General features: G+C 61.5%; 13 protein-coding genes. 8 read left to right on the top strand and 5 right to left on the bottom strand.

Features of this window, described 5'->3' with window-relative positions; all coding sequences use genetic code 11:
• Nucleotides 1-54: 54 nt before the first annotated feature.
• The 5 genes from JMN22_RS22495 to cobG all read right to left on the bottom strand — a co-directional run bounded on the left by JMN22_RS22495 (nucleotide 55) and on the right by cobG (nucleotide 11,869).
• A complete protein-coding gene (locus tag JMN22_RS22495) occupies nucleotides 55-7,086 on the bottom strand; it encodes a TcdA/TcdB pore-forming domain-containing protein (RefSeq protein ID WP_198797864.1) in 7,032 nt (2,343 codons plus the stop codon).
• A 416-nt stretch (nucleotides 7,087-7,502) separates the two neighbouring features.
• A complete protein-coding gene (cobJ, locus tag JMN22_RS22490) occupies nucleotides 7,503-9,203 on the bottom strand; it encodes a precorrin-3B C(17)-methyltransferase (protein ID WP_198797863.1) in 1,701 nt (566 codons plus the stop codon).
• Complete coding sequence (locus JMN22_RS22485; protein ID WP_030138017.1) at nucleotides 9,200-9,931, bottom strand: precorrin-2 C(20)-methyltransferase; 732 nt, start codon at nucleotides 9,929-9,931, stop codon at nucleotides 9,200-9,202. The genes cobJ and JMN22_RS22485 overlap by 4 nt, the downstream gene beginning before the upstream one ends.
• On the bottom strand, nucleotides 9,931-10,557 hold the full coding sequence (locus tag JMN22_RS22480) for a precorrin-8X methylmutase (protein ID WP_030138016.1): 627 nt from the start codon (nucleotides 10,555-10,557) through the stop codon (nucleotides 9,931-9,933). The genes JMN22_RS22485 and JMN22_RS22480 overlap by 1 nt, the downstream gene beginning before the upstream one ends.
• Complete coding sequence (gene cobG, locus JMN22_RS22475) at nucleotides 10,550-11,869, bottom strand: precorrin-3B synthase (protein WP_198797862.1); 1,320 nt, start codon at nucleotides 11,867-11,869, stop codon at nucleotides 10,550-10,552. The genes JMN22_RS22480 and cobG overlap by 8 nt, the downstream gene beginning before the upstream one ends.
• 326 nt (nucleotides 11,870-12,195) lie before the next feature.
• On the opposite strand from cobG, the gene JMN22_RS22470 reads away from it, so the two are divergent.
• The 8 genes from JMN22_RS22470 to JMN22_RS22435 all read left to right on the top strand — a co-directional run bounded on the left by JMN22_RS22470 (nucleotide 12,196) and on the right by JMN22_RS22435 (nucleotide 20,958).
• A complete protein-coding gene (locus JMN22_RS22470) occupies nucleotides 12,196-13,407 on the top strand; it encodes a bifunctional cobalt-precorrin-7 (C(5))-methyltransferase/cobalt-precorrin-6B (C(15))-methyltransferase (RefSeq protein ID WP_030138014.1) in 1,212 nt (403 codons plus the stop codon).
• Entirely contained in the window at nucleotides 13,400-14,497 is a 1,098-nt protein-coding gene (locus JMN22_RS22465) for a cobalt-precorrin-5B (C(1))-methyltransferase (RefSeq protein ID WP_030138013.1), read from the top strand. The genes JMN22_RS22470 and JMN22_RS22465 overlap by 8 nt, the downstream gene beginning before the upstream one ends.
• Nucleotides 14,494-15,216, top strand: coding sequence for a cobalt-precorrin-6A reductase (locus tag JMN22_RS22460; RefSeq protein ID WP_198797861.1), 723 nt, complete (start codon nucleotides 14,494-14,496; stop codon nucleotides 15,214-15,216). The genes JMN22_RS22465 and JMN22_RS22460 overlap by 4 nt, the downstream gene beginning before the upstream one ends.
• 592 nt (nucleotides 15,217-15,808) lie before the next feature.
• Entirely contained in the window at nucleotides 15,809-16,207 is a 399-nt protein-coding gene (locus JMN22_RS22455) for a DUF2946 domain-containing protein (protein ID WP_030138012.1), read from the top strand.
• 46 nt (nucleotides 16,208-16,253) lie between these two features.
• Complete coding sequence (locus JMN22_RS22450) at nucleotides 16,254-16,733, top strand: copper chaperone PCu(A)C (protein ID WP_030138011.1); 480 nt, start codon at nucleotides 16,254-16,256, stop codon at nucleotides 16,731-16,733.
• A 59-nt stretch (nucleotides 16,734-16,792) separates the two neighbouring features.
• Nucleotides 16,793-17,176 (top strand): DUF2946 domain-containing protein, encoded by a 384-nt coding sequence (locus JMN22_RS22445; protein ID WP_198797887.1) that lies wholly within the window; start codon nucleotides 16,793-16,795, stop codon nucleotides 17,174-17,176.
• Nucleotides 17,177-17,259: 83 nt separating this feature from the next.
• Nucleotides 17,260-19,386, top strand: a complete 2,127-nt coding sequence (locus JMN22_RS22440) for a TonB-dependent copper receptor (protein WP_198797860.1) — start codon at nucleotides 17,260-17,262, stop codon at nucleotides 19,384-19,386.
• A gap of 192 nt (nucleotides 19,387-19,578) precedes the next feature.
• Nucleotides 19,579-20,958, top strand: a complete 1,380-nt coding sequence (locus JMN22_RS22435; RefSeq protein ID WP_030138008.1) for a PepSY-associated TM helix domain-containing protein — start codon at nucleotides 19,579-19,581, stop codon at nucleotides 20,956-20,958.
• The last annotated feature ends 144 nt before the right edge of the window (nucleotides 20,959-21,102 follow it).

The raw sequence follows: 21,102 nt of genomic DNA, 5'->3' as shown, positions 1-21,102 counted from the left end.
TGCTCCAAGGTTGCAGGTGGATAACCTGCAACCTTTTTCTGCCTCACGAAGCGATCAGCTCACCCCGTTGGTTTCCGACTCCGACGACACCTCCAATAACGCCTTGAGCGTGGTACCGCCCAGGGCTTTCGGCGACGTGCCCAACCACGCGACCAGCGTCGAGACCTTATAACGTCCCTTCCTGCCAAAGTTGAGCAAAACCTCACCATGAAAGTCGCTGTCTGTTGCATAGGCGTCACGACAGATCAAACTGTGTCCACTGTTCGGATCAATGATCACCAGATGCTTATCGACGCGACTCAGCAGCAGCTCATCCGGCTCATCGAGTTCCCAACTCAATTTCCCAGCAGTCACCGGCACACCGGCCAACGAATGTCGGCAGTCAAGAATGACTGAGTTGATTCGCAACCAGGCCGCCTTGGACAACCTGTAACTGACCGCCCCTTGGCCAATGTGCAGGACCAGAGTCGTGACACCGTCGGGTATCAGCGACAGAAGATCCAGAACTCTCGTCTCATTCCCCTCGACAACCAACACTTCCCCCTCACGCCTGGCATAGCTGAGTGTCGAAACCTGCTGCGCCTGTGGCAGGGTCAACAGCTTTTGCTGCTCGCCTTCGTGAAGCAGCACGTTGGTCTGTCGCTGGGTCCCGAGTATTTCGAAGGACGGCGGGATAGCCGTTTTCGGGACCCGGATCATCTGCCCTGCTCCAGCGATGAACCATGTCAGGCTATCGGGCTCTTCGACCGTCAACAACGCGCTATGGAACGGATGCCTCGCCAACTGCCCAAGCGCTTCAAGCACCTGGTCGCCCTGGGCGACAACCCACTCATGAGTAACGCCTGTAATCATCGCGGGTTCGTGGTCCCGCAGAATAACCACCAAGCCCTCGTGGGTGATGCCTTTCAGGCCCGGCCCTTCGACCGTCAACTCGGCAAATTGATACGAGGCCCATTCACGCTCTGCGGCGGGTATCGCGTCAGCCTGAAGCAACCGCACACCTTGCCCGAACGCGCCCGCCCATTTCTGCGGGTCGACAAACGCCTGGCGATAGACTCCACCATTTGAAACATCGAACAACCAGGCGGCCTCGCCATCTGGCGTCACGTTGAGCAAGCGGACTTCCTTTCCTTGGCCCAGGTCACTCAGCAACAACTTGTCATCGACGTACCAGGCACATAGATTTCCGTCGCCCCTGGTATTGAGCAAACCAACAATGGCGAAGCGCTTCGTTTTGTATTGGCTGGTCAACGGTGCCAACTCAGACAGCCAATGATTCCGGCCCTTGAGCCACGTTTCGTTCAGGCCTGCGAATTGCAGTTCGCCCTGGGGCGCCAGAGTGAAAAACAACCCGTCGGTACGCATCGCTACATAACCACCCTCAACAGCGATGACATCCTTGAGGTTGTCCGACGGTAACCATCGAACGGTCCATTGTCCTTTACCCGCTACCAGGGTGCGCTGCAGATGACACAGCCGTTGTATGAGCCTGTTGTAAATGACAAACGAATCGCTTCCGTCCGTCGGGGTGATCAGCACCAAATCAGTCAGGTTCTTGATCGAATCGGGCCAGCCTCGAGAATATTCGGGTTCAGGCGTAGGACGGATGATCAACCGGTCACTGCGACGAATCCAAGCCATGTTTCGATTCAGATCATTATTTTTCCAGCAAACCGAGACAAAAGGCGCAGGCTTCCAGTCGACGTTTTCATAGGGATATTGATCGGCGAACGACGGTGGATAGTCATAATAATCTCCCAGCACATCGGGCCAGGCCCTCAGTTTCTCGCTGGAACTGATGGTAGGCTCCAGCGCAGTGTCCACGTCTCGAGTCGCTGAAATGAGCAGCAATTCTCCTGCGTGGATCACATAACCCAGCTCTTGATAAGTGCGGCCTTGGCGACTGATCTGCTGCACGATATGAATCACACCTTGCTCATCCGCCTCCAGGCTTTTGATCACGCCGAGTTCGCTGAACGACCTCCACAACCAGTAACGCCGAACCAACACGCCGGTAGTGGCATCGACCTGCCAGACCAGCATATTTCCCGGGTCATAGAACCAGGCGTAACCGCCGGTTACCGCGCCCAGAATCGTTTCATCGGCGCCCGGTATCTCGTCACGAATGTAGAGGAAACGATCATTCATCCCGTCGTACCATGCCGTGACGTGTCGGGGCTCATCCGGGTTCTCGAACGGAACCAGGTAGTCATGTATCGCCGTATACGGCATCGCCAGGCGATGTTGCCGAGCCAAGCTCTTCATGTGTTCGTGCAACGCTTGGTGATCCATGCCTGGCGCCTCGGTCAACTCGACAGCGGACAGTTGGCCTGCCTCGACCTTGAATATTTGGTCGTCACAAAGCCGTAGTAAGGTCCCATGATGCCCCGCTCCGGTGAGTGATACGGCAACGTCGCGAATAAACAGCTTGGCGACACCTTCAAACCGCACGTCGCTTTCCTTTGCCCACGGGGCATCCAATACCCAGCTTGAAGTCAGTTGAGCGGGCGCTTCAAGGCTCAGGCTCACGCCGGTATTAATCAGCACCGCGCATCGCTTGCCGGCTCCCCGGATCCGATAGTTGATTTTTCCGTGCCAACTCGGCAGTAGAGCGGGCACCACCAATGAACGATCGATACTGTCCAGCAGCACGTCGATTGTCGTGGGCCGATAGTCCGGGCTGTGAAGGCGGTGGAGAATGTGGTCGCAGGGAAACGAATAGAAGGAACACAAAAACAGCCACCCACCGTCCGGCTTGATCTTCTCCAGGCGTCGTGCCGTGTCGAAACCGGGAGGAAGGTGCCAACTGGAAAACGGCAAGGCCTTGTATGCATAGCCGTAACAGGTCTGCGGCGTGCAAGGCAGGACAATAGCCTGGCCAGAAGCCGGCGCGAATTTTATTCGACTGGGCAATTCCAGTTGCTGGCGAATGTTGATTGCACGGGCGTAATCCGCCTCGAACGTAGGCACCCCAAAGTGGTCGTGCAGCGGATATAGCTTTGGACTACCCAATCCGAGTGCGCCGTTCGCCAGATCTACCGTCTCGATGATCAAGGAAGGACCAGGTGTCCAGGCATTATGGGCGGGATCAAAGCGATAAGCGTCAAGATGCGCCTTTTCGACGTCAAGGAAAAACAGCCCGACTTGCTCAGCTTCCTCGGCAATGGTCGCAAACCCCCTGACCACCGCGGCCACCCCCACCGCAAGCCCTCCCAATATCACCGCAGCCCCGCCCAGTATCGCCCCGGCGGTGGCACCGGCGGCATAAGCTGCAACCGCTACCGCCAGGCTCGCCGAGTCGAAAGCCAATTGAGTACCGAATTCGGCACGTTCGACATCATTTCGCGCAGTCGACAATTGGTAGATGTCGAACCCGACGTTCGCCAACTGCAACAACGCCCCAACCCCCTCGCCTATCCGGCCACCCACCGAGGCCTTGACCACTGGCGCGACGGCTTGGGCAATCAGTTTTTCTTCTGCCAGGGCTTGCCGGACCAGACCGACCAGCGCCGCGATATCAGTGATGACGCCGTGAGCCATCTGGGTGTAATTGACATAAGCATGCAGCCGCACCGCCAGGGTAAGGGACCGACCGTCTCCTTCGCGCGCTCTCAGTGCGCTCATCAACGCCTGTATGGCGAAACCGGCGTTCAGCGTGTGGACAGCGCCTACCGCCGTGGGGTCTCTCGAAATGACATCGTGATTGGCCAAGGTCGAGAAACGTTCGGAAAGGTAGTTTTTTATACGCAAGAACCTGTGGTCGTCAGTGCTGATCCGCATCAACTGCGCCGGATTGGCAGGGTCTATCAAGGTGATCCGGTACCCCCCGCCAGGAACGTCCTCCAAGGTATCGAACAAGGGCACGAGTTGAGCCCCCAGATTGTTCGCTTGGTGGAGGTCATTGGTCGTCTCACTGATCTGTTGCGCCCACCAATGGCTATCCAGGGCCAACAGGCTACTGCCGAGTCGAGGATTGCTCTGGAGTGATTGCCCCCGAGCGCTGGCGATTCGCTGCCTGATTGGGCGTGTCGGCTGCCCAGGCAATGCGCCCTGCTTCAGCAGTCGCGAGACCTTCATTTCGCCGGGCAATGACAGGTTCGACACCCGCGCGCCATCCAATTCGATCAGGTCGAAAGTGGGGCGCGCCGCATCGCCATACGCAGCGTAATAACGAGCCATGTCCCGCTCAAGGAAGAACCGTTCCAGCGTCTGCTTGAACGCGGTCGGGTCCTCGAATTCGAATACGCCAAAATTCGGATCGTAGAAGTGATAGGTACCCCGCTCGCCGTCAAACGTCTTGGCCACCAACATGGTGTGATTGTCCGAGTTGAGCATCAGCGTAGCGGTGGTGGTCCTGGTCTCCAGCATCCGCGCCACTTCGTGCAAGTCCGAACGTGGCAGCGCGTGGCCAACATCAGCCACCTGCACGTCACGCAACGACTCCATCAGGTTCAGGAAAGACACCGAATCGCTTGCCTCTGGCTCGATAACCCCGAGGAAAAATCGCTCCCGCAAAGTATTGACCGCAGCCTTGTCCTCCGACAGGGCTGCCGCCATTGCCAGGGCGAGGGGATAACACCGGCCGCCCACCCGGTCACCCTCGCCATGAAGCAACAGATCCTGCGGCACGAGCTTGAGCGGAATGGCTTCAAAACCGTCCAGGACGACACCGATGCGCTCGATGATCTGAACACGATGTTCCAATTTCGCCGCCTGCTTGATCCGCGCCACATATTCGCCCCACTGGCGCAGTGTCAGCGGCTCTCGCAGTGCGACTTTCTTTAATGCCAGTGCTGTTTCGTCACGCTTCGATGAATAATCGGCCGCACTGGCGAGTCCGGCCAGGAATGCAGGCGCCTGCTGCTGATATAACGCGCGCTCGATTGACGCGTAACCCCCGGCGGTGCCGGGTTTCCTGAACGTGTTGATCAGGTTCTCCAGCCTCGGACGAGCCGCATCGAAAGTGCGGTTGTCCACCGCCTCGGCACCGATCAACGCAGCCAGCTGCAGACGTTGCAAGGGACTCAAGTGATCGACGTGAAAACTATCTTCGGCGAGCCGGTTCAAGAGCTCAGCGGTAGACAACTGTTGCGTCTGTGAATCGCTCAATGACCCAGGGGGCGTGACAGGAATCCTTGGGGCGAGGATCGACTGACGCTCATCAAAGCCCAGGGGAATGGGCTTGTCGAAGACCATCGAACCGCTGTGGCCGCGGCTCATCGCCTGCTTGAAGGGCTCACCCAACTCATCGGCCAGGTGTTGCAGCAGGTCGGTGGACAACACGTGGCGGCCCTCGATCACCGGCCAGCCGCTATCGAATTCCAGGCTGTTGTATTTAAGCAACGGCTCAATATCTTTCGCATAGCGGGCTTGGAATCGACCGCCTAGCCAATTGCCTTTTTCTTTTTCGAGCCACTGTTCAGGACTCGCGTTTTCTTTCCAGGAATGATCTTGCTCCTCTTCCGTGACGTTGCTAAAACCGGTTTCCAACCTGATGGAATTCCGCACCGCGTTAGCACCGCTTGGTGTGTAGACCCTGCTTTCATACTCCAGCAGCCCCGCTCGCAGCGCGCCCGGTCCTGTCAGAAATATCGATCCCTCAGTCCCGGGACGGATGCCATCGCTGAAATAGTCGGCAATCCCCTTATACAAACTCATGGCCCGGTAGTCTTCATTACCGGCTTTTAGATCAACGATACCGAACTCGTCCTTTAGTATCTTCATGAGGTCGACCCCATGAAATACGTCATTGGCCCTCGCGGCTTCGCGCTCCACGGCTAGCAAGGCCTGATAGTGGGTCTCGATGCGCTGGAGGATGGTTTCGAGCGGAGCCGAGTGGGGGTGGCTGACAATTAGCGCATTGGACTCGCCCCCCTCGATAAATGCCAATCGCAAACTGTCCGTCGGAACGCTGGTTTCCTGGAACGGAGCAAATACCTGATCCAGGGATGGGCTACCTTTTGCGAACCGCTCCAACATCTCGCGATGCTCCACGGGAATTTGTGAGGTGAAATCTGTGTAGCGACCGACCAGTGCCTGACGGCCCGGCATCCACTGGGGGTTATTGTTCAACAACAACTGCAATACACCCAACCGAGCGCCCTTCGCCAGTTGGTTGGCATTGATGCCCGCGATTTCCTGAACAAACGACGGCAAGAAATCCACATCGCTGTAGACGCCCCCCTCATCGTGCTCCACCAGCAGCCGCACAATGTCCGAGGCTGTCGCGAGATTTCCGCGCAAGGACATTTCACGATTGTAAAACTCTTCCAATCGAGAATACGTCTGGAGTTCATTGATATTGCGCAATCGCAGCCCTTCGCGATCAAGGCTGCGCATGATGTGCGCGTTTTTATCTTTCAGCGCACGCAGAACATCTCCATCACAACCATACCCGCGTACCAGTAGATCGATGCGTGCCTCATCCGCACTTTTGTTCTGCTTCAACGCTCGATTGACGTGCATGTACATCTGGCGTTTAAGCGCGGTGATTCGTGCCTCATAATGGTCAGCCAAACTGTCAGGCGAACTGATGGCGCCCGCTTCATTTAACCAAGTATCTGCCTTTGCCGCCTCGACAATAATCCGCGTGGTTTCGTGAGCCAATAAACCGTCTTTGTCATACCAGACATTTATGGCGTAGTCGTCCGGCATGACGCTCTTCCAGATACGTAGGTAATCGAGTTGAATGTCACCCAATCCTCCTCCTAGCCAAACGAAGTTCAATTTCTTTGGCACCGCGGTGGCGGGGAGCCGTTCGATATTGTTGTATAACCGTACTTCAAATCCCTCCAGCTTATTGTAAATCTCTGTCAAGCCAGCAGCCCCGGAACTATCGGGCTCCGTTGGCGTACGGCGTACTCGGCTACGCCCTTGCAGGTCGCCCAACGCCTGCTTTAGCAGGCCCAGGGGCTCGAGCAATTGCGCAGAATCCCTCAAGGCGACACAGCTGGCATAATAGCGATGCACCGCTTCATATTCGGGAGTGCCCTGATATGGAACTAACAGCTGATCGATCTCCTTCAACTTCAACAAATCAATAAAATCGACATAATTATCTACTGACAACGACTGAGTCTCGCTCACTTACAATACTTCCTTTTATTGCAGGCGTGCAGCCGAGCAAAGCCAGAGCAACAAGCACTGACCAACAAACTGACACCCAAGATTCAACCAAGTAAAAAGCTTATCAACGCCCACGCATTGAAGCGGACATTACAATAGCTAGTTTGTCCGTCGCCCGATCAATATCGACGACATCAACGAAAAGGAAAGTACTCTATCGGTTTGCGGAAGCACAACACCCAGGCACGACCAATAAATATCCAAATAAAACAAACTTCAAACATTAATTAGAACGACCGTCCAACTTACAAACGACAACATTACAAACCAGTCTATTGAACGCTCAATAAAACGCCGTTCAATTCACTGACGAAGTGACGCGATATGGCAGGAAATACAAAGTAATGACGGCGGCCCGAACGGGCCGCAATGTTTCATCAGAGGGGCTTGTCGCCATACCACCGCGGTGTATACACCCAATCGCCACCCTTGGCACGGGGGAACACGCACGTCGTGGAAGAGCCCACCAGCACCATCGTGCGCATGTCCACCTGATCCGGGGTCAATTGCCCCAGCGTCGTGACGCGCAACGTCTGGCCCGGTCGACCGATATCCCGCCCCAAGACGACGGGAGTGCCTGGAGTGCGATGTTGCGCGACGATTTCCAGCGCCCGTCCCAACTGCCAAGGACGAGAGCGGGAGATGGGGTTGTAGAACGCCAGGGCCAGGTCGGCTTCGGCCGCCAGGTCCAGGCGCTTCTCGATGATCGACCACGGCTTGAGATTGTCCGACAGCGACATCACGCAGAAGTCATGCCCCAGCGGCGCGCCCGCCTGGGCGGCCGTGGCCAGGGAAGCGGATACGCCCGGCAGAATTTCCAGGTCCACCTGGTGCCAGGCCGGATCGCTGGAATCATGCAGCGCTTCGAGCACCGCCGCCGCCATGGCGAACACGCCAGGGTCGCCCGAGGATACCACCACCACCGACCGCCCCTGGGCCGCCAGTTCGAAGGCGTGCCGGGCGCGCTGCATCTCTTCACGATTGTCGGTGCAGTGTTGTATCTGATCGGCACGGAAAGGCCCGGCCATGCGCACATAGGTTTCATAACCCAGCACGTCGGTTGCACGGTCAAGTTCCGCGCGCACGGCCGGAACCATGAGCTCAGCCGCGCCAGGGCCCAGACCGATCACCGCCAGACGCCCGCGCGGGCGGCCGATCCGTTGCGGATCGAGGGGCTGTGCGGCCACAGCAATGGCAACGTCGCCCGAGACCCGAGGGGATGCCCGATGGCCGATGGCGTCACCCAGCCACTGCGCCACACTGCCGTTGGCCGTAACGAAGCGCAGCGGCACGCCCAGGACCGACGCAGCTTGCTGCAACTCGGAGCGCACCATGTCGCTGTCCGCCGTCAACAGGCACGCCACTGATTGCATCGCGAGTCCGGCCTGGGCCAGCGCTTGCTCAATGGAGGCCAACACATCCGTCGCGCCAGCGCTCACTGCGACCACGACACTGCGCGGATAAATGCGCAACTCGTTCGCCGCAGGCACTCCCGCAGCACTGTCGATTCGGATCGCCAACCGAGCCTGTGCATCTTGCGGCAACTGCGCCTGGTCCAGCCACGGCGCGGCGCCTTCGATGCGCACCGGCTCACCGGCCAGCAGATCAGACACGAAGCGCTTGCCCTGCTCCAGGTCGCCGAGGCGGTAGCCGCTTGGCGGATTGAGCAGGCACGTGCCGAAACGCAACTCGCCGCTGGTGGTGATTGCCGGCGCGACTTGCAGCGCTGCCGCGATTTCACGGGCCATGACGTTCACGCCGCCGAGCCCGCCCAGCAACGGCACCACGGCGCTGCCATCCTCGGCCACCACCAGCACTGGCGGCTCGGCGCCTTTTTCCAACAACAGCGGCGCCAAGCTGCGAATGACAATGCCCGCCGCGCACAGGGCGATGATCGGCGTGTCTTGCTGATAGAGCTCGCGCAATGTCGCGCCGAATTCCGTGTATGGCCGGTCACTGCCCTCGACCCGACCGGCCAGGCCGTGGATCAAGGCTTCGGGATAACGCTGCTGGATTCGCCGGGCCGTCGCCAGGCTGCCCTGGCCGAGAATGACAATTGCCGGAACCGTTGAAGTCATCCCTGCCACCGTTCGCCAGGGACAATGATCAGCGAGAAATACGGCGAAGACATCGGCTCGACTTCATCCAACGGCACGATCTTTTGATTGGCCATGGTCGCTCGTTCGACGTACAGCGCCCGTCCGTCCATGCCCAGCTCCTGGAGCACTTGGCGAACCTTGGGAAAGTTTCGCCCCAGCTTCATGATGACGGCAGCATCGGCGTCGGCCAGGCGACGCTTGAGTTCTTCGTGGGGCAACACGCCCGAAAGCACCGACAGGCTCTGGTTGCGATAGACCAGCGGCGCACCCAGCACCGAGGCACCACCGAGCATCGAGCAAACACCCGGGATGACTTCGGCATCGTAGCGCTCGGCCAAACGATCGTGCAGGTACATGTAGGAGCCGTAGAAGAACGGATCGCCTTCGCAAATCACCGCCACGTCACGCCCTGCGTCCAGGTGCACGGCCAATTGCTCGGCGGCGGTGTCGTAGAAATCGGCGATTACTTGCTCATAGGACAATGGCGCTGGCAGCACCTCGGTGGTGACCGGATAGACCAGCGGCAGCAACGTCTGCGCGTCCTGCAAATGGGCTTCGATGATGCCGAAGGCGTTGCCCTTCTTGCCCTTGGCGACGAAGTACGCCACGACAGGCGACTCGCGCAGCAGGCGCAGGGCCTTGACCGTAATCAGTTCCGGATCACCGGGGCCAACGCCGAGGCCGATCAGACGTCCAGGCTGCTGCATCATTCAATCTCCGTGGCGAGGGCGTTGACGGCGGCGGCAGCCATGGCGCTACCGCCCAGGCGGCCTTGCATGATCACGAACGGTACGCCACGGCTGTCGGCCGCCAGCGCGGCCTTGGATTCGGCGGCGCCGACAAAGCCCACCGGAAAGCCGAGGATCAGGGCCGGTTTTGGCGCACCTGCATCGAGCATTTCCAACAGGTAGAACAGCGCCGTCGGCGCGTTGCCGATAACCACGACGCTGCCTTCCAGATGCGGACGCCACAGTTCCAGCGCCGCCGCCGAGCGGGTGTTGCCCAGCTCGCGGGCCAACGCCGGCACACTGTCGTCGCGCAGGGTGCAGATCACCTCATTATTGGCCGGCAAACGGGCCCGGGTCACACCCTCGGACACCATCCGCGCGTCGCACAGGATCGGCGCACCGGCCGCCAGCGCCTGGCGTCCAGCCGTGCCCGCGCCTTCGGAAAACTGCAGGCCGTCGATAGCCTCGACCATGCCGCAGGCGTGGATCACCCGCACCGCGAGCTTCTCCAGGTCGGCCGGAATGCGCGCCAGGTTGGCTTCGGCGCGGATGATCGCGAAGGAGTTGCGATAGATCTCCTGACCGTCGCGGATGTAATCAAGCATCAAGGGGGCTCCGGGGATGAGCGTCGAGCCAGTGGTCGAGCGCTTCGATAGTCAGATTGTGTGCCTGCAACGCGCCGAAACCCGGCAGCGTGGCATCGCGAAAATACAGGTCATAACGACCGGGGGCGACCGCCAGCAAGGTGACGGGTGCGACATGGGCCGCCGCGCAAGAGCGCGGGCAGCCGGAAAAATGGATCTTCAATGCCTGGCCTCGGCGTTGCAGTCCCTCGGCCAGTCGGCGGGCGTCGGCCTTGGTGTCGGCGAGGGCTTTGCCACAGCCACTGGAACCGGTGCAGGCGATGAGTTGTGCAAGGGGCTGATCACTCGAACCTAAAAATCCCAGTTCTTCAAGCCGCGCCAACACTTCATCGGTATATTCGCGATGCACGTTGGGCAGCAACAGGCTCTGCCAGGGCGTGAAACGAAAGCTGCCGTCGCCCTTCTCCCGTGCCAACTGCGCCGCTCCTCGCAGCATTCCGGCGTCGAGCCGGCCAAGAGCCGCCGCCGCGCCGACATAGACACGGTCGTCGTGCTGGGAATGGACGCCGAGGTGCAGTCCATCGATGGATACATCCCGCTGCCAGTCCGGGCAAAATTGCAGGGGGACGCGGCGGGCCACGCAGATCATGAATTCGTCCGCGGGAAGTTCAGCCAGCAAGTCACGCATGCGAATCTGGTCCGGACGCGCCAAGTCCAGAAACACCTCAAGTACCGCCACCACCAAGGCGTGCCCTTGGGCCAGGGGCACCCGGCCCGCCGGTTTGTCCAGCGGGGTGCCGGCCAAGCCGAAGGCCAGCCAGGGCTCGCCGTCGCGGACCAGGGCCGACAGCCACAGGTCGTGGTGATGTTCGAGCATCGCCAGCGCTTCCCCACCGTCCAGTTGCACGGCGAACTTGGCCGACAACTCATGGAAACGTTCGTGGGTTTGCAGGGTGACGAGGATCTGTCCGGCCAATGGGCGGGTGTCGAACAGCATCTGCCGATCAATTCCTGCCGAAGGGCTGAGCATCAGGTTGCGCACGTCATCGCCGGACGGTTTGCGGGGACCAAGCCCGGCAGCCAGCAATGTATCGATCAGCGCGTCATGTCCAGGGCCAATCCCACGGATTTGCAGGTTGGCCCGGTTGGTCGCCTCGATCACCCCGCCCGCGAACCGCTCGGCTGCCGAGGCCACGGCATCGGCCTGATCCGCCAGGATGGAACCGCCATCGAGCTTGATCCGACAGATTCCCCCGTCCAGCGCCTGGACGACACGTAGCAACCCCGGGCAACCGGAGGGGCGAATGACGTTTGAGGATGGATGTTGGTTCAAGGCAGGACCGGCAGATAAGAAACGCCACGACGGCGAGGGGCCGTCATTATGCCTGCTTTGCCGGGGGTCATGAAAAGCTTGCTGGTCGGATTGCTGATGGTGGACACACAAATCCTGTATCCATCACAAATCCCCCTGTGGGAGCGAGCTTGCTCGCGATAGCGGTCTGCCTGAAAAAGTGATGTCGAGTGTAACGCCGTCATCGCGAGCAAGCTCGCTCCCACAGGGGATGGGTCACGCCTGATCCACCGGAGCGCGGTATGATGGCGGCCCGTTCGCGGACGCTACCAGTGCGCCGATCCAACCCATTCATTCGAGGAACAGAGATGACCCCCTGGCTGACCGTAGTGGGCATCGGTGAAGACGGCTTCAAGGGCCTGGGCCGAACGGCCCGCCATGCCTTGCTGCAGGCATCGCGGATCCTGGGCAGCGCTCGCCAGTTGGAATTGCTGCCGCTGTGCATCCGTGGTGAAAGAGAATCGTGGCCCAGCCCGTTCTCCCTGGAACCGTTGCTGGCTCGCCAGGGCGAACCGGTGTGCGTGCTGGCCAGCGGCGATCCGATGTTCTATGGCGTCGGCGCGAGCCTGGCCAGGCAGGTGCCCAGCGATCAAATGTTGATCATCCCCGCGCCATCCTCCTGTTCGCTGGCCGCGGCGCGCATGGGCTGGCCGCTGCAGGACGTGGTCACGCTGTCATTGGTGGCGCGCCCCATGACGGCGCTCAATGTGCATTTATCCACAGGCGTCAGGCTGTTGTTGCTGAGCAATGATCGCCAGACCCCTGCCGCAGTGGCGGCGTTGCTGCGTGAGCGGGGATTCGGCTCGAGTGTCATGACTGTCCTGGAGCATCTGGGTGGTGCTGCCGAACGACGGATCGAAAACACCGCGACACAGTGGTCCGATGAACCCGTCGCCGACCTGAACCTGATCGCCATCGAATGCCGCGCCGAACCATCGAAGCGCGCCCTTTCACGCCTGGCCGGCCTGCCGGACACCGCGTTCGAGCATGACGGCCAGTTGACCAAACGCGACGTGCGCGCCATCACCCTGGCCCGCCTCGCCCCCACACCCGGCGAGCTGCTGTGGGATGTCGGCGCGGGCAGCGGCTCCATCGGCATCGAATGGATGCGCGCCCATCCTAGCTGCCGGGCCCTGGCCATCGAAACCGACGAAGGCCGACAAGCCTTGATCGAACGCAACCGCGACACCCTCGGCGTGCCGGGCCTGCAACTGATTCGCGGCAGCGCCCCGCAGGCGCTGGAGAACCTGGAGCGGCCGGACGCGGTGTTCATCGGCGGTGGCGTCACCCGCGAAGGCGTGCTCGACGCCTGCTGGACCCAACTCAAGCCCGGTGGCCGACTCGTCGCCAACGCCGTGACCCTGCAAAGCGAAACGACCCTGATGCACTGGCGCGAACGTCACGGCGGTGAACTGACCCGCATCCACATCGCCCAGGCCCAGCCCTTGGGCGAGTTCGACACCTGGCGCCAGGCCTTGCCGATCACCTTGCTCGACCTGGTCAAGCCTCTCGATGCGTGACGAAACCGCCGAACAACCCGCGCCCCTGCGCAGCGGCCTGACCACCGGCAGTTGCGCCACCGCCACCAGCCTGGCAGCGGCCCGCTTGCTGCTGCGCGGCACCGAGGCCGATGCCGTTGAAATCGTCTTGCCCAAGGGCAAGCACGTGCAGATGCGCCTGGAGTTCTGCCGTTTGACCGAGCAAGGCGCCGAGGCAGGGACGATCAAGGACGCCGGCGATGACCCGGACGTGACCCACGGCGCCCTGTTGTTTTCCCAGGTGCGCTTGATCGCCGAACCCGGCGTGCGCTTCGTCGCCGGGCGCGGCGTGGGCACAGTGACACGGCCGGGATTGGTGCTGGGCGTCGGTGAGCCGGCAATCAACCCGGTGCCGCGCCAGATGATCAACGATCACCTCGGCCGCTTGGCCGAAGAAAGCGGCTACGCCGGAGGTTTCGAAGTCACGGTCAATGTCGAGGGCGGCGAAGCCCTGGCGTTGAAAACCATGAATCCGCGACTGGGCATCCTCGGCGGCCTCTCGATCCTTGGCACCAGCGGCATTGTCCGGCCGTTTTCCTGCGCGGCCTACATCGCCTCGATCCACCAAGGCATCGACGTGGCGAAAACCAATGGGTACCTGCACATCGCCGCCTGCACCGGCAACGCCAGCGAAGACACCATGCGCCGGGTCTACAACCTGCCGGAAATCGCCCTGATTGAAATGGGCGACTTCGTCGGCGCCGTGCTCAAGCATGTGCGCAAGGTGCCGGTGGAAAAACTCAGCCTCTGCGGCGGCTTTGGCAAGATCAGCAAACTCGCCGCCGGCCACATGGACCTGCACAGCCGCCACTCGAGCATCGACCTGCCGCAATTGGCCGAATGGGCCGCCGCGATCGGTGCCGATGAGATTCTGCAGAACGGCATCCGAGGAGCCAATACCAGCCAACAAGCCCTGGCGATGGCCAGCGCCGCCGGCATCGCCTTGGGCGACGTGGTGTGCGAGCACGCCCTGGCCTTCGCCCGCAGCGTGGTGCCGGCCCAGGTCCAGGTCGAAGTCTTCGCCATCGACCGCCAGGGCGGGATCGTCGGCCACGCCGGAGCCTTGTCATGAAACGTTTCCTGCTGCTCGGTGGCGTCACCGAAGCCCTGGCCATCGCCCGCACCCTCGGGCCCCAGCACATCTACAGCCTGGCCGGCATCGGCCGCATCCCCACCGACCTGACCTGCCAGGTGCGCGTCGGCGGCTACGGCGGCGCCGAAGGGCTAGCGCAATTCATCCGCGCCGAGGGCATCGACCTGCTATTGGATGCAACCCACCCCTACGCCGCGCAAATCAGCCACAACGCCGCCCACGCGGCCCGCGCCTGCGCCATCCCCTGCTGGGCCCTGCGCCGCCCGGCCTGGCAACCCCAAGCCGGCGATGACTGGCGCGAAGTGGCCGACTGGAGCGAATTGATCCAGGCCCTGCAACCCTTCCAGCGCCCCTTGTTCACCCTCGGGCGCGAGCCGCTGCAACACCTGGATGAAATCCCGCCAGAGCAATTCTGGACCTTGCGGGCGCTGGAGGTTTACCCCGGTAATGAGCGCTGCGAAGTGATCGGGGCTCGTGGTCCTTTTCATATCGAGAGCGAGCGTGAGCTGTTCGAACGGCGGCGGATCGATGTGCTGGTGAGCAAGAACAGCGGCAGCACTGCTACTGAACCGAAGCTGGAGGTGGCGCGGGAACGGGGGGTGCCGGTGCTGGTGTTGAAGCGGCCGGTGTTAGCCGGGGTGGACCGGGAGTTTGGGACGGTGAATGAGGTGTTGCAGGGGCTGCGGCAGTTGGTCTGACAGAAATCTGCACCGTCCTACAAGCCTGTCCTGTCAGAACTACGTCAGCAGGCTACATCACCTTGCGTCGCTGCCTACAACTACACCAGAATCCGCCGGCTTGTGCGCCTTGGAGGCCGTCGGTAACTTGCTTCCCGTCACTGCCCTTCAGTGATCGGGTTTAGTCGCCCGAGGTTTTCAGCGGGTTCACAAGCTTCGTCAGTCAGGTATTTCATCCCTGCACTTGATGGTGGTTGTGCGCAGGGCGCCTTCGGGCGCGCCGGTAATGCTGGACTCTCCGGTCGACTAACCTGCGCACAGCAGCCGCCCTGTGGCGAGGGAGCTTGCTCCCGCTGGGCTGCGCAGCAGCCCCAAAAAAGCGGACGCGATATTCCTGACACACCGCAATGTCCGGTTTTAGGGCCGCTTCGCGCTGGAGCGCCAGCCCGGCCCAGCGGGAGCAAGCTCCCTCGCCACAAAAGCACTCACTCGAAGATCTGTTGCTACTGTTAACACCAGCCCTGCGACCCTACACCGCACATGGCTTTTTTACTTCTCACCCCCGATCAGGCTAAATACCGCCACCTGATCGCCCAACCGAGCGGATTGCCCCATGTCCCGACAACGGCTTGCATTTGCCTGGATCGCCTGCTTCGCAGTGCTGTTCAACATGCTTGCCATGCCGCTTTCCAACAGCGGGAGCGCGACCGCCAATTCGCCAGGCGAACAAATACTCTGGGGCAGTTTCTGCTCCTCCAGCGGCACGAAGATGGTGGCGGTTTCGCTGGGTAAATTCGAACAAGGCACGCCACAAAAAGACACTCACTCGACCATGCAGCATTGCTGGTGCTGCTCAGGCCCGGCACCGTTAGTGGCGCTCGCCGGGCATGCTCCGCAGTTGTATCTGGATGCACAACGGGCCCATCGCAATGCCGTCCATTCACAGCTCGACAGCCCCACCCCGCGCCAGCAATGGCCCAGCCTCAATCCCCGCGCCTCGCCTCTGGCCTGACTCTCCCCGCACCAAATTGCGCCCTGAATCGTTCCGGAGAATTGCCATGTTGAACAGACTTATCCTGCTGGCTGCCCTATTGCTTCCCGTCGGCTTCGCCCAAGCTCACCAGTACAAGGCAGGCGAGCTTGAGATCGCCCATCCGTGGTCCCAGGAGTTGCCACCCAACGCGCCGACCGTGGCCGCGTATTTCGTGATCCACAACGGCGGCACGACCGCCGACAAGCTGCTCAGCGTCGACTCGCCGATTGCCGGCAAGGCCGAACTCCATGAGCACGTGATGCAAAACGACTTGATGAAAATGCAACAGGTGCCCGTCGTGAATATCGCCCCCGGTGCGACCGTCACCTTCGCACCAATGGCGTATCACGTGATGCTGCTGGACCTGAAGGACCGCAGCCTGCTCAGCGACGGCAAACGTTTCCCCATGACCTTGCACTTCGAAAAGGCCGGGGATGTCACGGTGGACGTCGCGGTGCAGAAAAAAGCACCCGACGGCACCAAGACGCATAAACACGAACAGTAAGACGTAACCGCCCCATGCAACCTCGTCGCGCCAGCCTGCCCACCCGCCGTCGTCAGCCCATGAGCCTGACCCGCGGTAGCTGGATCAGCCTGTTCGCCATGCTGATGATCTTCATCGGTCCGCTGGTTTCCCAGTCGATGCCGATGGATCAACGCATGTCCATGTCCATGCCGATGGACATGGATATGAGCATGGAAATGGCGGTGCACGAAGCGCCGGCAGCCGAACATTGCCCGCCCCAGGGCGAGCATCATGCGTTGTGGGAAAAGTGCGGCTATTGCAGCCTGCTGTTCAACTGCCCCGCGCTGCCCGGCGGTCATACCTTCGCCGCCTTCGACACGCCGCACACCAACACCTTCACCAGCCCCTCCCCACGCCTGGGCCATGCCCGGCCCGCGTTCTTCCCGGGTGCCCGCACCCGCGCACCGCCCTTCGCAGCGTAGCTCCCGACACTTACTCACCCGGTCGTACAAGACAGCCCCAGGCTGCCCGACCGTGTCGTCTACGTTTGTTCGATGGAATCATCATGTCCAGGTTTCCTGCTGGCATCGCGTTGGGTTCTGCCCAGGTTCGCTGCCTCCTGAACGCGCCACCGGCTCGTTCACGCCACACCATCGCCGCACTGTGCGGCCTGCTGCTCACCCCGCTCGCGCTGGCTGATGAGCACGAGCATCACGACCATCCGGTCGAAGAGCTGAGCCCGACGGTCATCACCGCCATCGCCCCCAGCTCGCCGCTGACCGTCGTCACCAACCCCAAGGACCCGCGCCAACCGGTGCCGGCCAGCGATGGCGGCGACTACCTCAAGACCATTCCCGGCTTCGCCCTGGTGCGCAACGGCGGCACCAACGGTGATCCGGTGCTGCGCGGCATGTTCGGCTCGCGGCTGAACATCCTCACCAACGGCAGCATGCTCTTGGGCGCTTGTCCGGGCCGGATGGACGCGCCAACGTCCTACATCTCGCCGGAAACCTACGACAAGCTCACCGTGATCAAGGGCCCGCAAACCGTACTTTGGGGCCCCGGCGCCTCGGCCGGGACCGTGCTGTTCGAGCGCGAGCCGGAGCAGTTCGGCGAGCTCGGCACCCGGGTCAACGCCAGTGTGCTGGCCGGCTCCAACGGCCGTTTCGACAAAGTGGTGGACGCCGCCGCTGGCGGGCCGCGGGGTTATGTACGGGTGATCGGCAACACTGCCCATTCGGACGATTACCGCGACGGCAACAACGACACCGTGCCGTCGCGCTACGACAAGTGGAATGGCGATGTCACCCTCGGCTGGACCCCGGACGCCGATACCTTGCTGGAGCTGACCGCCGGCAAGGGCGACGGTGAGGCACGCTACGCCGGGCGCGGCATGGACGGTTCGCAGTTCAAGCGCGAAAGCCTCGGGCTGCGTTTCGAGCGCTCGAACATCGGCGAGGTGCTGGATAAAGTCGAAGCGCAGGTCTACTACAACTATGCCGACCATGTGATGGACAACTACAGCCTGCGCACGCCGTCCGGCACCGGGATGATGGCCGGCCCCATGGCGTCCAATGTCGACCGCCGCACGCTCGGTGCCCGCATCAAGGCCACCTGGCGTTGGGCCGATGTGCAATTGATCAGCGGCCTCGACGCGCAGACCAACGAGCATCGCCAACGCAGCAGCATGGGCGTGGATACCTACAAGGACCTGCCTTACACCAAGGACGCCGACTTCCACAATTACGGGGTGTTCGGCGAACTGACCTGGTACGCCGCCGACCGCGACCGGGTTATCACCGGCGCCCGGCTCGACCGCGCCTCGGCCAAGGACTATCGCCAGAGCATCGGTTCCGGCATGTCGGCCCAGCCCAATCCCACCGCCGATGACACCCGCGCCGACACGCTGCCCAGCGGATTCGTACGCTACGAACATGATTTGGCTGACAGCCCCACCACCCTCTACGCAGGTATCGGCCACGCGCAACGCTTTCCGGATTATTGGGAGCTGTTCTCGCCAAACGCCGGCCCCAGCGGTTCGCTGAACGCCTTCGACGCGATCAAGCCGGAGAAAACCACCCAGCTCGATTTCGGCCTGCAGTACAAGACCGAAACCCTCGAAGCCTGGGCATCGGGTTATGTCGGGCAGGTTCGCGACTACATCCTGTTCGACTACACGCCCGGGATGATGGGCACCACTTCCCGGGCCGAGAACATCGATGCGCGGATCATGGGCGGTGAACTGGGTGCGGCCTACCAGCTCACCGAGCGCTGGAAAGCCGACGCCACCCTGGCCTATGCCTGGGGCAAGAACAGCAGCGACGGCAGCGCCCTGGCGCAGATGCCACCGCTGGACGCGCGCCTGGGCCTGACCTACAGCGAAGACCGCTGGAGCGCCGGCGCCTTGTGGCGGGTGGTGGCGGCGCAGCACCGGGTCGATGAAAACAAAGGCAACGTGGTCGGCAAGGACTACGGCAAAAGCTCGGGGTTCGGGGTCTTCTCGCTCAACGGCGCCTATCGCATCAATTCGAACTGGAAGGTCAGCAGCGGCGTCGACAACCTGTTCGGCAAAGCCTACGCCGAGCACTTGAACCTGGCCGGCAACGCCGGGTTCGGCTACCCGGCGAGCGACCCACAGGCCATCAACGAACCGGGGCGCACGCTCTGGACGAAGGTGGATATGAGTTTCTAACCGGCACCGGATATCTGTCAGCAAGGACACAAACTGTGGGAGCGAGCTTGCTCGCGATGGCGAAGGCACATTCAACATCGATGCAAGCTGAACCACCGCTATCGCGAGCAAGCTCGCTCCCACAGTGGTTCGTTTCCACCTTGACTGACCGCACAACATAACAACCCAATTTGCCCTGCGGAGCGCTTTGCAATGAGCCAACCGAAACCGAATTTCTACAACCTGGCCTGGCGTTGGCATTTCTATGCCGGGCTGTTCGTGGCGCCGTTCATGGTGATGCTGGCCCTGACCGGGATCATTTACCTGTTCAAGCCGCAACTCGATCCACTGATGTACGGCGACTTACTGAACGTGCCGCCCAGCCATCACGCCCTGGCGGCGGACGATCTGCTCAAGCAGGTCCGCCAGGCCTACCCCGAAGGCCAGGTCAAGCAGTACCTGCCACCGGTCAATGCCGAACGCAGCGCGCAATTCGTGGTGATCGACCAGGGCCGGGAACTGAATGTGTTCATCGACCCGTACCACGGCGACATCCTTGGCGAGCAGGATGCGAAGAACAACCTGCAAGCCATGGCCCGGGCGATCCACGGCGAGTTGTTGATCGGGACGGTGGGCGACCGATTGGTGGAAATGGCCGCCGGCTGGGGCGTGGTGCTGGTGGTTTCCGGCCTGTACTTGTGGTGGCCGCGCGGGCAATCATCGGCCGGCGTGCTGTGGCCGCGCTGGAGCGCGCGCGGTCGGCTGTTCTGGCGCGACTTTCACGTGGTCCTCGGCTTCTGGGGCGCCGCGTTCCTGCTGGTGATGCTGCTCAGCGGCATGACCTGGACCGGCTTCTGGGGCAAGCAATACGCGGACCTGTGGAACCGCTTCCCGGCGGCAATGTGGAATGACGTGCCGAAGTCCGACGTCGAGGCCGGCAGCCTCAACAACGCCCACCGCCAGACCGTGCCATGGGCCGTGGAGAATACGCCGATGCCGATGTCCGGTGACCACGCCGAGCACATGGCCCACGGCGGCATGCACGAAGGCCCCGCGGCGCCGACCGCCAGCCTGCAAGCGGTGCAGGATATCGCCACCGAGCGCAAGGTCGAACCCGGCTACAGCATCACGTTCCCTACGACCGCTTCCGGCGTGTTCACCATCGCCGTGTTCGCCGATGACCCGCGCAACGACGCGACCCTGCACGTAGACCAATACACCGGCAAGGTCCTGGCCGATGTGCGTTGGGAGCATTACAGCGTCGTGGCCCGCGCCACCGAAACCGGCGTGATGCTGCACGAAGGCAAGATGTTCGGCCCGCTGAACCAGATCATCGTGCTGCTGGTTTGCCTGATGATCCTGCTCAGCGCCGTGAGTGGCCTGGTGATCTGGTGGAAGCGCCGGCCCCAGGGCAAGTTCGGCGTGCCGCCGCTGCGCCACGATTTGCCGACGTGGAAGACTGGCGTGTTCATCATGCTGGCCCTGGCGGTGGTGTTCCCGCTGGTGGGGGCTTCGCTGGTGGTGGTGTGGGCGCTGGATCGGCTTGTTACCCGCTTGAATCGCCAGCCTGAAGTCGCTTCATCTTCAAGCTGAAGACAGTGCGTTAACGAAAGGCGGCGCGAAACCTCTACAATCGCGCCCGCTTTCAACAACTGTAAACACAGTCTAAATGTGGGAGCGGGCTTGCTCGCGAATGCGGTGTGTCAGTCAGCATTTATATGTCTGACACACCGCATT

Origin of the sequence: Pseudomonas sp. HB05 (assembly GCF_016756915.1) — a bacterium.
Taxonomy (GTDB): Bacteria; Pseudomonadota; Gammaproteobacteria; order Pseudomonadales; family Pseudomonadaceae; genus Aquipseudomonas; species Aquipseudomonas alvandae.
Note: the sequence above shows the minus strand (reverse complement) of the source record. Positions and strands in the feature narration are given on the sequence as shown.